Origin of the sequence: Aeromonas sp. S11(2024) (genome assembly GCF_041402345.1) — a bacterium.
In the GTDB taxonomy this organism is placed as follows: domain Bacteria; phylum Pseudomonadota; class Gammaproteobacteria; order Enterobacterales; family Aeromonadaceae; genus Aeromonas; species Aeromonas veronii.
On record NZ_JBGLRC010000006.1, the window covers coordinates 138,558 to 151,642 of the forward strand.

Sequence of the window (13,085 nt, forward strand, 5' to 3'; positions counted from 1 at the left end):
CTTTTATTTTGACTGGGGCCGCATATGCAGCACGATGGATATTGGGTTTTCTCGCAGATTGATCCCGTAGCATTCAGTTTGGGACCACTATCGGTACGCTGGTATGGTCTCATGTACCTGTTCGGTTTCGCTTTTGCCATGTGGCTGGCTGGCCGTCGCGCCGATGCACCGAACAGCGGCTGGACCCGCAACGAAGTGTCGGATCTGCTGTTCTATGGTTTCCTCGGGGTGATCCTCGGTGGTCGTGTCGGTTACGTGCTGTTCTACAACTTCGATCTCTTCCTCGCGGATCCCACCTATCTGTTCAAGATCTGGACCGGTGGCATGTCGTTCCACGGTGGCCTGATCGGGGTTATCACCGCGATGATCTGGTTTGCTCACAAGACCAAGCGCCACTTCTTCACCGTGGCCGACTTTGTGGCACCGCTCATTCCGTTCGGTCTCGGCGTTGGCCGGATCGGCAACTTCCTCAACGGCGAGCTGTGGGGCCGGGTCACCGATGTGCCCTGGGCCATCATCTTCCCGGAGGCCGGCCCCGAGCCGCGTCATCCCTCCCAGCTCTACCAGTTCGCGCTGGAAGGGGTGGTGCTGTTCATCATCCTCAACCTGTTCTGGCGCAAGAATCCGCCGCGCGGCGCCATCTCCGGCATGTTCCTGCTGTTCTACGGTCTGTTCCGCTTCCTGGTGGAGTTTGTGCGCCAGCCGGATAGCCAGCTCGGTCTCTACTTCCAGGAGATCAGCATGGGCCAGATCCTCTCCACCCCGATGATTATCGCCGGTGCCCTGATGATCTGGGCCGCCTACAAGCGTCCGCAGTTGTTCGGTAATGCCGTGAAGGAGGCGAAATAATGCGAGCTTATCTCGACCTGATGCAGAAAATCCTCGATGAGGGCACCGTCAAGTCAGACCGTACCGGCACCGGTACTGTCTCCCTGTTCGGCCATCAGATGCGCTTCAATCTGGCGGAAGGTTTCCCGCTGGTGACCACCAAGAAGTGCCACCTGCGCTCCATCATTCACGAGCTGCTCTGGTTCCTCAATGGGGATACCAATACCGCCTATCTGAAGGAAAACGGCGTCAGCATCTGGGATGAGTGGGCCGACGAGAATGGCGATCTGGGGCCGGTTTACGGCGCGCAGTGGCGCTCCTGGCCTGCGGCTGACGGGTCTGTCATCGACCAGATCCAGAAGGCGGTGGATGACATCAAGCACAACCCGGATTCGCGCCGCATCATCGTCTCCGCCTGGAACGTGGGCGAGCTGGACAAGATGGCGCTGGCTCCCTGCCACGCCTTCTTCCAGTTCTATGTGGCGGACGGCAAGCTCTCCTGCCAGCTCTACCAGCGCAGTTGTGATGTGTTCCTCGGCCTGCCGTTCAACATCGCCAGCTACGCCCTGCTGACCCACATGATGGCCCAGCAGTGCAATCTGGAAGTGGGTGACTTTGTCTGGACTGGCGGTGATGTGCACCTCTACTCCAACCACATGGAGCAGACTGCTCTGCAGCTCTCCCGCGAGCCGCGCCCGCTGCCGACCCTGGTGATCAAGCGCAAACCTGACTCAATCTTCGATTACAAGTTCGAGGATTTCGAGATCGAGGGTTATGACCCCCATCCCGGCATCAAGGCGCCCGTCGCCATCTGATAGCAAGGCGCCTCAGGGCGCCTTTTTTATGCAGTTAAATAATTGAAAATTCATTTTATTGATTAATAAGACGGTAGCCAGAGACGAGGAAAAACCTGCTTATAGCAGGTATGTTCTATTTTGCTTTCGGTTTTTTCGTTGTATTGAGCAGCAAGAAACGATTTTCCATTGGTTGTTGCAAGGGATAGACTCAAACCAAAGCAATACGGTGGAAAATTTAACCATGAGTGACGTAATCAAAAAGTTCCTGAAGCTGGAGGCCGCCTCCGGAATTATTCTGATCATGGCTGCCATGCTGGCAATGATTTTGGCCAATACCGCGCTGGCTGGCGGGTATCAGGCGTTTCTCGACACGCCGGTGCAGGTGCGCATCGCGGCTCTCGACATCAACAAGCCGCTGCTGCTCTGGATCAACGATGGCTTTATGGCGATCTTCTTCCTGCTGGTTGGTCTGGAAGTGAAGCGTGAAATGCTGGAAGGGGCGCTCTCCTCTCGGGTGCAAGCGACTTTTCCGGCTATTGCGGCGGTGGGCGGCATGCTGGCTCCGGCCTTGATCTACGCCTTTTTCAACTATTCGGATGAAGTGGCGCGCGCTGGCTGGGCAATTCCGGCTGCGACCGATATCGCCTTTGCCCTCGGGGTGATGGCGCTGCTCGGCAAGCGGGTGCCGGTGAGCCTCAAGGTATTCCTGTTGGCGCTGGCCATCATGGATGACCTTGGCGTCATCATCATCATCGCGCTTTTCTATACCCAGCAGTTGTCGCTTGAGGCGCTGGCCATCGGTATTCTGGCAACCCTCACCTTGCTTTGGATGAATCGCCGTGGTGAGGACAGGATCAGCCTCTACATGCTGGTTGGTCTGGTGCTCTGGGTTGCTGTGCTCAAGTCTGGCGTCCATGCGACCCTGGCCGGTGTGGTAGTCGGTTTTATGGTCCCGCTTAACGGCAAGCGCTACGCCTCGCCGCTCAAGTATCTGGAGCACAAGTTGCACCCCTGGAGTGCCTATCTGATCCTGCCGCTGTTTGCCTTTGCCAACGCGGGGGTATCGCTGGAAGGGATTGGTCTCTCCTCCCTGCTGAGTCCGGTGCCGATGGGGATCATGCTGGGGCTGTTTATCGGCAAGCCGCTCGGGGTGTTCACCATCAGCTGGCTGTCGGTCAAGCTGGGCATCGCCCAGTTGCCGCCCGGGGTCAACTTCAAGCAGATTTTTGCGGTCAGCATCCTCTGTGGCATCGGGTTCACCATGTCGATGTTTATCGCGTCTCTCGCCTTCGAGCACGGTGGGCTGGATTACGGCAGCTACTCTCGCCTCGGGATCCTGGTGGGCTCCACCATGGCGGCGGTAGTCGGCTATCTGGCCTTGCGCATGGCCCTTCCCAAGGGTGAAGGGGAACAGAGTACGGAGGGACTATGAAGCTGCATACAGGGTTGTTGATGCTGTTGTTGAGCCCCGCGGCATGGGCCGGCGGGCTGGAGGATTGCAAGCAGGACGCCACTTCGGCGAACTGCTCTGCCTATCTCAACGGGGTGGTAGACAGCGCCCTGCTGCTGGGGGACAAGCAGGCCAAGGCGCGCTTTGGCGAAACCTTCTCCGAGCGGGCACTGAGCAGCCGGGCTGGCGAGATGGTAAAGCGTTCCAACAAGCGTTATTGCGCTGACCGGATGCCTGACAAGGCACGCCTCAAGGCCAGTCTGATGGAGCAGTTTGGCGCGAACAAGGTTGACTCGGTTAGCGACATGTATGACATTCTGGCGGTTGAACTCAGCTGCTACCGGAGTCCGCGTCAAGCGGGAACCCCATCGGATGTCACACCTTAACTACAACCATCTCTACTATTTCTGGATGACTCAGAAGAAGGGCTCCGTTACCCAGGCAGCGGAAGCCCTTTTTTTGACCCCGCAAACCGTCACCGGCCAGATCAAGCTGCTGGAGCAGCGCCTCGGTGGCAAGCTGCTCAAACGCAAGGGGCGCTCCCTTGAGGCGACCGAGCTGGGTCAACTGGTGTTTCGTTATGCCGACAAGATGTTCAGCCTCTCCTACGAGATGCTCGATATCGTCAACTACCGCAAGGAGAGCCAGATCCTGTTTGACGTCGGCATCGCCGATGCCCTCTCCAAGCGCCTTGCCAGCCGTGTGCTGCTCTCTGTCATCCCCAATGATGGTTCCATCCATCTGCGCTGTTTCGAATCAACCCACGAACTGCTGCTGGAGCAGCTGAGCGAGCACAAGCTCGATATGATCCTCTCCGACTGTCCGGTAGATTCCAGCCAGCATGCTGGATTGCTCTCCAAACGGCTGGGCGGCTGTGGCGTCAGCTTCTTCTGCAAGGCGCCATTGCCCGAAAAGCCCTTTCCCGCCTGTCTGGAGGAGCGCAAGCTGCTGATCCCCGGTCGCCGTACCGCCATGGGGCGTCAGCTAACCCAGTGGTTCGAACAGCAGGGGGTTTCTCCCAGCATTCTTGGCGAGTTTGATGATGCCGCCTTGATGAAGGCGTTTGGCTTCTTCAATCAGGGCATCTTCATGGCGCCGACCATCTATCGGGAGGAGATCCTCGAGGGGGAGGGGGTGATGCTGATCGGGGAAACCCAGGATCTGATGGAGGAGTATTACGTCATCTTCGCCGAGCGGATGATCCAGCATCCGGCGGTGAAGCGGGTCTGCGAGAGCGATTTTACCTTTCTCTTTTCCGGCCAGGAGAACTTCTCCGCCATCCAGCCGGCCACCCTGTCGTTTTAAAACGGCCCGTCACCACGTATCATCGGCGATGAGTGGTAGAGGAGAGATGTGATGCAACTTGAAGAGATGGAAGCCAATGCGAGTAAAGCAGTGGCCTTGCTCAAGGCGCTGGCTAACGAACGGCGACTGTTTATTCTGTGCCAGTTGCTGGAGCGCGAACTGTCGGTGGGGGAGCTCAACGAGCGATTGGGATTGAGTCAGTCGGCCTTGTCACAGCATCTGGCGCTGCTGCGGCGGGATGAGCTGGTGACGACGCGCAAAGAGGCCCAGACGGTCTACTATTCGCTGCGCAGCCATGAAGTGCGTGAAATGATCAGCTTGCTGCATCGACTTTATTGCAGCGCAGATAAATAAAAAACCGGCACTAAGGCCGGTTTTTTCAGCTTTGATCAGCAGAAGCTGATTAAGCCATAGCTTTGATCTGGGCAGACAGGCGGCTCTTGTGACGAGCAGCTTTGTTCTTGTGGATCAGGCCTTTGGTCGCCATACGATCCATGATCGGCTGAGCAACAGCGAAAGCGGCAGTCGCAGCAGCTTTGTCGCCAGAGGCGATAGCAGCAATGACTTTCTTCAGGTAGGTACGGGTCATGGAACGACGGCTGGCGTTGTGCTGACGGCGTTTTTCTGACTGAAGAGCGCGCTTCTTAGCAGATTTGATGTTAGCCAAGGTAAAACTCCTAAAACTGTCTTAGCGAGTGTATTGAAAAGGCCCGGAAATATGCCTTTCCAACCACATATTGTCAAATGATTTGTGCAAATAAACACCGCCTCCCGGTGGTGTGTCAGTAGGGAGACGGTTAAACTGTCGGCCGATTCTAGCAGCATTCTTTTCATTCTGACAGTTCCAGAGGCCTCGTCTTGAGTAAGAAATTGATCAAATCCGGCATGATAGTGTCCGGAATGACGCTGGCATCCCGCGTAATGGGCTTGGTTCGCGATGTGGTCATCGCAAATCTGCTCGGTGCCGGGGTGGCCGCCGACGTCTTCTTTTTTGCCAATCGCATTCCCAACTTTCTGCGTCGTCTGTTCGCCGAAGGTGCCTTCAACCAGGCCTTTGTTCCCGTGATGACGGAGTACAAGAAAAATGGCGACGAGGGGGAGGTGCGTGAATTGCTGGCGGCGGTAGCGGGCACGCTGGGGGGGATAGTGACTGTGGTCACCCTGCTTGGTGTGCTCGGTTCGGGTGTGCTGACCGCGCTGTTTGGCTGGGGCTGGTTCTGGGACTGGCTGCACGGCGGCCCTGCGGCCGAGAAGTTCGAGCTCGCCAGTCTGATGCTCAAAATCACCTTCCCTTACCTCTGGTTCATCACCTTTACCGCCATGGCGGGGGCTATCCTCAACACCTTCGGCCGCTTTGCGGTCTCGTCGTTTACGCCGGTGTTTCTCAACATCACCATGATTGCGGCGGCCTGGTGGATTGCGCCACTGATGGACAAACCTGAGATCTCGCTGGCGATTGGTGTCTTTTTGGGCGGTTTGGTGCAGTTTTTGTTCCAGTACCCCTTTTTGCGCCAAATCAACATGCTGGTATGGCCCAAGTGGGGATGGAATCACCCGGGGGTGGTGAAGATCCGCACCCTGATGATCCCCGCCCTGTTCGGGGTATCGGTCAGCCAGATCAACCTGTTGGTCAACACTATGCTCGCCTCCTTCCTGGCGACCGGTGCCATCAGCTATCTCTACTACTCGGATCGCCTGCTGGAGTTCCCCCTCGGGCTGTTTGCGGTAGCCATCAGTACCGTGATCCTGCCTGCGCTGGCCAAGAAGCATGTGGATGCCGATCCGGCGGACTTCTCCCGCACCATGGATTGGGGGGTGCGGATGGTGATGCTGCTCGGCCTGCCCGCCATGATAGGCATTGCGGTCATGCGCGAGCCCATTTTGCGGGTGCTGTTCATGCGCGGCGAATTTGGCCTGCATGAAGTGAGCATGTCGAGCGCCAGCCTGCTGGCCTCCACTACCGGTCTGCTCTCCCTGATGCTGATCAAGGTGCTGGCGCCCGGTTACTACGCCCGTCAGGACACCAAAACGCCGGTGCGGATCGGGGTGATGTCGATGATTGCCAACATGGTCTGCAACCTCATCTTCATCTACCCGCTCGGTTACGTGGGATTGGCGCTCTCGACCGCCTGCTCGGGTACTCTGAATGCGGCTTTGCTGTTCAAAGGGTTGTACCAGCAGAGCGTCTATCATCCCTCCCGTCATACCGGCGTGTTCTGCCTCAAGCTGCTGGTCGCCAGCGTGCTGATGGGAGGCGTGCTCGCCTATCTGTCGCCGGATCTGGCCCAGTGGGGCGCATGGAGCATGGGCAAGGCCAGTTTGCAGCTGACCATGCTGCTGTCGCTGGGGGCTGCGGTCTATGCCGTGGTGTTGCTGCTGCTGGGCATTCGGCCGCGTCACCTTAAATCGGGGCAGCAGTAGCCGTGATCCTGCGGCGCCATGGGGATAGTGCCTCATGGCGCCGCAGATGGGCGGGCTTGGGCCCGGATAGTTGAAATCAGGCTATGAGGGCTGACCATGCCTGCTGCCTGATATATAATCCGCCGATTTCCATGGCAGCAACGCACAAGGCACTGATGGAGCTTATTCGCGGCATTCACAATCTCAAGCCCCGTCACCGGGGATGTGTATTAACCATTGGCAACTTTGATGGGGTTCATCAGGGTCACCATGCGGTATTGGCACGTCTCAAGGAGAAAGCGGCCCAGCTGGGATTGCCCGCCTGCGTCATGCTGTTTGAACCGCAGCCGCTGGAGCTGTTTGCCGGTAGCGAGGCGCCGGCGCGCCTGAGCCGCTTGCGCGAGAAGTATGAAGCGCTGCAGGGGCTGCATATCGATCGCATGCTCTGCGTGCGCTTCAGCCACCGCTTTGCCGAGCAGGCAGCCTCGACCTTCATCGAGCAGTTGCTGGTGGAAAAGCTCGGGGTGCGCTACCTGGTGGTCGGCGACGATTTTCGCTTCGGCAAGGGGCGGGAAGGTGACTTCCACCTGCTGGAGGAGGCGGGTCATCGCTTCGGCTTCGAGGTGATCAGCACCCAGAGCTTCCAGCTCGAACGGCAGCGGGTCAGCAGCACCCTGGTGCGTGAAGCCCTCAAGTCGGGCCGGTTGGAGGAGGTGGAGCTGATGCTTGGCCGCCCCTACACCATCAGCGGCCGGGTGGCCCACGGCGACAAGCTGGGGCGCACCATAGGTTTTCCCACCGCCAATCTGGCCCTCAAGCGTCAGGTGATCCCGGTCGGTGGCGTGTTTGCGGTGGAAGTGATATGTTCCGGCAAGACCTTCCCCGGTGTAGCCAATGTGGGTGTACGGCCAACCTTGAGCGGTACACAAGCCAGATTGGAAGTACATCTATTTGATTTTTCTGGTGATCTATATGGTCAGCAGGTCAAGGTGCTGCTTCGCCACAAGCTGCGCGAAGAGCAGAAGTTTGCCTCTTTCACTGCCTTGAAAGAGCAGATCGAACGAGATGCCCTGGCGGCCCGAGCCTGGTTCGGGCTGCCACAATTCAATTTACCCAGCACTCTTTTAGAAAAGAAGGGAACCCAGGACTGATGAGCGACTATAAACACACCCTGAATCTTCCGGAAACCGAGTTTCCGATGCGTGGCGATCTGGCCAAGCGCGAACCCAACATGCTGAAACGTTGGTACGATCAGGATCTCTACGGCGCTATTCGCCGCGCCAAAGCGGGCAAGCCTTCTTTCATTCTGCATGATGGCCCCCCCTATGCGAACGGCAACATTCACATCGGTCACTCGGTCAACAAGATCCTCAAAGACATCATCATCAAGTCCAAGGGCCTCTCCGGTTTCGATTCCCCCTATGTGCCGGGTTGGGATTGCCACGGTCTGCCTATCGAACTGAAAGTGGAAGGCATGGTCGGCAAGCCGGGCGAGAAGGTTTCCGCTGCCGAATTCCGCGCCGAGTGCCGCAAATACGCCAAGACCCAGATCGAAGCGCAGAAGACCGACTTCATCCGTCTGGGTGTGCTGGGCGACTGGGAACACCCCTACCTGACCATGGATTTTGGCACCGAAGCCAACATCATCCGCTCCATGGCCAAGATCGTTGAAAACGGCCACCTGCACAAAGGTTCCAAGCCGGTGCACTGGTGTACCGATTGCGGTTCTGCGCTGGCTGAAGCCGAAGTGGAGTACTACGACAAGAACTCCCCCTCCATCGATGTGCGCTTCAAGGCTGTTGATGAGGCGACCGTTGCCGCCAAGTTTGACTGCGCCGAAGGCCACACCGGCAAGGGGCCGATCTCTGCGGTGATCTGGACCACCACTCCGTGGACCCTGCCGGCCAACCGCGCTATCGCCATGCATGCCGACCTCGACTATGCGCTGGTGCAGGTTGAAGGTGAGCACCCCGAGCGTCTGATCCTGGCCGCCGAGCTGGTCAAGGATGTGATGGATCGCGCCGGTATCGAGAAGTTCCACAATCTGGGTTACGCCAAGGGCGCCGCGCTTGAGCTGCTGCGCTTCAACCACCCCTTCTACAGCTTCGACGTGCCGGTGGTACTGGGTGATCACGTCACCCTGGATGCCGGTACCGGTGCCGTACACACTGCCCCTGGCCACGGTCAGGAAGACTTCGTGGTCGGTCAGAAGTACGGTCTGGAAGTGGCCAACCCGGTTGGCAGCAACGGTGTTTACCTGCCGGATACCGAACTGTTTGCCGGTCAGCATGTGTTCAAGGCCAACGCCTCCGTGATCGAAGTGCTGACCGAGCGCGGCGCCCTGCTGCATCACAAGGTGTTCAACCACTCCTATCCGCACTGCTGGCGTCACAAGACCCCGATCATCTTCCGTGCTACCCCGCAGTGGTTCATCAGCATGGAGCAGAAGGGTCTGCGCAAGCGCGCACTGGAAGAGATCGAGCGCATCGAGAAGGACGGCATTGCCCAGCAAGGCCAGAGCGGCTGGGTACCGGCCTGGGGTAAAAACCGCATTCAGGCGATGGTCGAGAACCGTCCTGACTGGTGTATCTCCCGTCAGCGCACCTGGGGTGTGCCCATCTCCCTGTTCGTCCACAAAGAGACCCAGGAACTGCATCCGGAATCCGTGCGCTTGATGCACGAAGTCGCCAAGCGGGTCGAGCAGTCCGGTATTCAGGCATGGTGGGATCTGGACAAGGCCGAGCTGCTGGGTAGCGATGCCGACATGTATGACAAGGTGCCTGACACTCTGGACGTCTGGTTTGACTCCGGTTCTACCCACGCTTCCGTGGTTGATGCCCGTCCCGAGTTCAACGGCAAGCCGGCCGACATGTATTTGGAAGGTTCTGACCAGCACCGTGGCTGGTTCATGTCCTCCCTGATGATCGGCGTGGCCATGAAAGACAAGGCTCCGTACAACCAGGTGCTGACTCACGGTTTCACTGTTGATGGTCAGGGTCGCAAGATGTCCAAGTCCATCGGCAACGTGGTGAGCCCGCAGGACGTAATGAACAAGCTGGGGGCAGACATCCTGCGTCTGTGGGTAGCGAGCACTGACTACACCGGCGAGATGACTGTCTCCGACGAGATCCTCAAGCGCTCTGCCGATGCTTATCGTCGTATTCGCAACACTGCCCGCTTCCTGCTGGCCAACCTGAACGGCTTCAATCCGGCGACCGACATGGTGGCACCTGCCGACATGGTGGTGGTGGATCGCTGGGCTGTGGGTCGTGCCAAAGCGGTACAGGCCGAGATCATGGCGGCATTCGACGAGTACAACTTCCACGGTGTAACCCAGAAGCTGATGCAGTTCTGCTCCATCGAGATGGGCTCCTTCTATCTGGACGTCATCAAGGATCGCCAGTACACCGCCAAGGCTGACAGCCTGGCCCGTCGTTCTTGCCAGACCGCCCTCTATCACATCGCCGAGGCCATGGTGCGCTGGATGGCGCCGATCATGAGCTTCACCGCTGATGAAATCTGGGCCCTGCTGCCGGGTGAGCGCGGCGAGTTCGTCTTCACCGAAGAGTGGTACGACGGCCTGTTCGGGCTGGAAGCGGGTGAAACCCTCAACGACGAGTTCTGGGCCGAGATCCTCACCGTGCGCGGTGAAGTGAACAAGGCGCTGGAAGTGGCTCGTGGTGAGAAGCGCATCGGCGGCTCCCTGCAGGCCGAGCTGACCCTGTTCGCCAAGCCGGAGCTGGCTGCACGCCTGAATGCCCTGGCTGATGAGCTGCGCTTCGTGCTGCTCACCTCCAAGGCCAAGGTTGTTGAGGCTGACACTGCGCCGGAAGGCTCTGTGGCGACCGAGCGTGATGACCTGTGGCTGAGCGTGACCCAGTCTGCCGCCGCCAAGTGCGACCGCTGCTGGCACCATGTAGAAGATGTGGGCACTATCGCGGGTCACGAAGAGATCTGTGGTCGCTGTGTGACCAACGTTGAGGGTGACGGCGAAACGCGTCAATTTGCCTGATGAACATGACTCAACATAAAAGCGGCCTGCGTTGGCTGTGGCTGGCAGTGCTGGCCTTTGTACTGGACCAGGCGAGCAAGCTCGCCGTGGTCAAGTTGCTGCCATTTGGTTACCCGGGGGTGGAGATCACCCCCTTCTTCAATCTGGTTCACGTCTACAACAAGGGCGCCGCATTCAGCTTTCTGGCTGATCAGGGGGGTTGGCAGCGCTGGTTCTTCGCGGTGCTGGCTTTTGCCATCTGTGGATTGCTGATCCACTGGCTGCGCAAGCAGTCGGTGACCCAGCGTTGGAGCGGTATCGCCTATTCACTCATCATCGGCGGCGCCCTCGGCAACGTCTTTGATCGACTGGTGTTGGGCCATGTGGTCGATTTTCTCGACTTCTACTGGCAGCGTGCGCATTGGCCGGCATTTAATCTGGCCGACAGCTTTATCTTTATCGGGGCCGCCATGATCGTGCTGGACGGTTTCCGTGGTGAGAAAAAGGAGCAGGCATGAGCCAGCAGATCACCGCTAACAGCAGCGTGCTGTTCCACTTCTCCATCAAGTTGGAAGATGGCTCGGTTGCCGACAGCACGGCGCTGCACGGCAAACCTGCCCGCCTGCGGATGGGCGATGGCAGCCTGACCCCCACCTTCGAGCAGTGCCTGTTGGGGCTGAGCGAAGGGGAGAGCAAGAGTTTTACTCTGGCGCCGGAAGAGGCCTTTGGTCTCTCCAATCCCGACAACATCTACCATCTCGACCGTGCCAAATTTGGCGCCGATGTGGAGCCAAAAGTCGGCACCATCATCCTGTTCGATCAGCCCAATGGCAGCGAGCTGCCGGGCATTATCCGGGCGGTAGCCGGGATGTCGGTGACGGTCGATTTCAACCACCCGCTGGCCGGTCATACCGTCACCTTCGAGGTGGAGATCCTGGGCGTTGATGATGAGGAGAAGGTGCATTAATGGATATTCTGCTCGCTAACCCTCGCGGTTTTTGCGCCGGTGTCGATCGCGCCATCAGCATTGTCGAGAGCGCGTTGGAGAAGTTCGGTGCCCCCATCTATGTCCGCCACGAAGTGGTGCATAACCGCTATGTGGTGAACAAGCTGAAAGATGCGGGTGCCGTCTTCGTCGAGGAGCTGGACGAGGTGCCGGACGACAGCATCGTCATCTTCTCTGCCCACGGTGTGGCCAAGACAGTGCGCGAGATGGCCAAGTCCCGAGCCCTCAAGGTATTCGATGCCACCTGTCCGCTGGTGACCAAGGTGCACATGGAGGTTCATCGCGCCAGCCGCAAGGGCTCCGAGGCTGTGCTCATCGGCCACGCCGGTCACCCCGAGGTGATCGGGACCATGGGGCAGTACGAGAATCGCGAAGGCGGCATGTATCTGGTAGAAACACCGGAAGATGTGGCCAAGCTCCAGGTAAAGAATCCGGATGACCTCTGCTTCGTCACCCAGACTACCCTGAGCGTGGACGAGACCTCTGATGTTATCGATGCGCTGCGCAAGCACTTCCCCAAGATCCAGGGGCCGCGCAAGGATGATATCTGCTACGCCACCCAGAACCGTCAGGATGCTGTGCGGGAGATGGCAGGGCTGGTGGACGCCATGTTGGTGGTGGGGTCGCGTAACTCCTCCAACTCCAACCGTCTGCGCGAGCTGGCCGAAAAGGTAGGTGCCCGAGCCTATCTTATCGACGATGCGTCGATGATTGAGGCGAGCTGGCTGGAAAGCGTGAAGGCGATTGGCGTCACCGCTGGCGCATCCGCCCCCGAGGTGCTGGTGCAAAACGTGATTGCCCGCCTGCGGGAGCTGGGAGGCAAGGTGGTCGCCGAGCATCCTGGCCGTGAAGAGAACGTGGTGTTTGAGGTACCACCCGAGCTGCGGATCCTCTAGAAGAGTGCCGGTTTTGGAGCCTGATGCCTGTTAGTTAAGCATTTTTGTGACTAAATACTCGAGATGCTGAATATCCAAAGTGTCTCCATGATTAAAGAGTCAATTTGGCTCCAACCCTTATCCTGACGGGCATGCAATAAAAAGAGGGAGGCATCATGCCTCCCTCATTCTTAGACTTTATACCCCGCGGGTTGAGACTCAAATTATCTTAACTGACTTGCGTTACAGCTCTGGTGGCCTTGTGTGCGCTCTCCTTATTTCTTTGCATTCATGCCGCTATATAACATTATCTCTTTAGTCTTGCTGTGTCTGACCATAACGTCCTTGCCCGATGAATTCGCCAATTTTCTTTCCATTATGGCTGCTCAGCCTTCTGCAGAATGCTGGCGTTAAAAATAAAAACGGGGATTTT

The 13,085-nt window shown here is 58.1% G+C and carries 13 protein-coding genes; 12 read left to right on the top strand and 1 reads right to left on the bottom strand.

Features of this window, described 5'->3' with window-relative positions; all coding sequences use genetic code 11:
- The first annotated feature begins 24 nt into the window (after window positions 1-24).
- The 6 genes from lgt (at window position 25) to ACB040_RS07860 (ending at window position 4,734) form a co-directional block, all read left to right on the top strand.
- On the top strand, window positions 25-849 hold the full coding sequence (gene lgt / locus ACB040_RS07835) for a prolipoprotein diacylglyceryl transferase (RefSeq protein WP_031227775.1): 825 nt from the start codon (window positions 25-27) through the stop codon (window positions 847-849).
- Complete coding sequence (gene thyA / locus ACB040_RS07840; RefSeq protein ID WP_005340427.1) at window positions 849-1,643, top strand: thymidylate synthase; 795 nt, start codon at window positions 849-851, stop codon at window positions 1,641-1,643. Before lgt ends, thyA begins: the two co-directional genes overlap by 1 nt.
- A 223-nt stretch (window positions 1,644-1,866) precedes the next feature.
- Window positions 1,867-3,057 carry a Na+/H+ antiporter NhaA gene (nhaA, locus tag ACB040_RS07845; RefSeq protein ID WP_005358003.1) on the top strand — a complete coding sequence of 397 codons (1,191 nt, stop codon included), beginning with the start codon at window positions 1,867-1,869 and terminating at the stop codon, window positions 3,055-3,057.
- Entirely contained in the window at window positions 3,054-3,461 is a 408-nt protein-coding gene (locus ACB040_RS07850; RefSeq protein WP_005348920.1) for a hypothetical protein, read from the top strand. The genes nhaA and ACB040_RS07850 overlap by 4 nt, the downstream gene beginning before the upstream one ends.
- Window positions 3,448-4,380, top strand: a complete 933-nt coding sequence (gene nhaR / locus ACB040_RS07855; RefSeq protein ID WP_005340434.1) for a transcriptional activator NhaR — start codon at window positions 3,448-3,450, stop codon at window positions 4,378-4,380. Before ACB040_RS07850 ends, nhaR begins: the two co-directional genes overlap by 14 nt.
- A 51-nt stretch (window positions 4,381-4,431) precedes the next feature.
- Window positions 4,432-4,734 carry a metalloregulator ArsR/SmtB family transcription factor gene (locus ACB040_RS07860; protein WP_013724128.1) on the top strand — a complete coding sequence of 101 codons (303 nt, stop codon included), beginning with the start codon at window positions 4,432-4,434 and terminating at the stop codon, window positions 4,732-4,734.
- Between the two features lie 49 nt (window positions 4,735-4,783).
- Here ACB040_RS07860 and rpsT read toward each other — a convergent pair whose 3' ends face one another.
- Window positions 4,784-5,047 (bottom strand): 30S ribosomal protein S20, encoded by a 264-nt coding sequence (gene rpsT, locus ACB040_RS07865; RefSeq protein WP_005308808.1) that lies wholly within the window; start codon window positions 5,045-5,047, stop codon window positions 4,784-4,786.
- 191 nt (window positions 5,048-5,238) lie between these two features.
- Here rpsT and murJ point away from each other — a divergent pair, with 191 nt between their 5' ends.
- The 6 genes from murJ to ispH all read left to right on the top strand — a co-directional run bounded on the left by murJ (window position 5,239) and on the right by ispH (window position 12,673).
- The gene (gene murJ / locus ACB040_RS07870) at window positions 5,239-6,801 is read left to right on the top strand and encodes a murein biosynthesis integral membrane protein MurJ (protein WP_338772579.1); all 1,563 of its coding nucleotides are present in this window, start codon (window positions 5,239-5,241) and stop codon (window positions 6,799-6,801) included.
- A gap of 155 nt (window positions 6,802-6,956) precedes the next feature.
- Window positions 6,957-7,931: a bifunctional riboflavin kinase/FAD synthetase gene (gene ribF, locus ACB040_RS07875; protein ID WP_371154098.1), complete on the top strand. Its 975-nt coding sequence runs from the start codon at window positions 6,957-6,959 to the stop codon at window positions 7,929-7,931.
- Entirely contained in the window at window positions 7,931-10,792 is a 2,862-nt protein-coding gene (gene ileS / locus ACB040_RS07880) for an isoleucine--tRNA ligase (RefSeq protein ID WP_371154066.1), read from the top strand. The genes ribF and ileS overlap by 1 nt, the downstream gene beginning before the upstream one ends.
- A complete protein-coding gene (gene lspA, locus ACB040_RS07885; protein ID WP_005340447.1) occupies window positions 10,792-11,289 on the top strand; it encodes a signal peptidase II in 498 nt (165 codons plus the stop codon). The genes ileS and lspA overlap by 1 nt, the downstream gene beginning before the upstream one ends.
- On the top strand, window positions 11,286-11,738 hold the full coding sequence (gene fkpB / locus ACB040_RS07890) for an FKBP-type peptidyl-prolyl cis-trans isomerase (protein ID WP_005341354.1): 453 nt from the start codon (window positions 11,286-11,288) through the stop codon (window positions 11,736-11,738). The genes lspA and fkpB overlap by 4 nt, the downstream gene beginning before the upstream one ends.
- On the top strand, window positions 11,738-12,673 hold the full coding sequence (gene ispH, locus ACB040_RS07895) for a 4-hydroxy-3-methylbut-2-enyl diphosphate reductase (protein WP_371154069.1): 936 nt from the start codon (window positions 11,738-11,740) through the stop codon (window positions 12,671-12,673). The genes fkpB and ispH overlap by 1 nt, the downstream gene beginning before the upstream one ends.
- Window positions 12,674-13,085 lie beyond the last annotated feature (412 nt).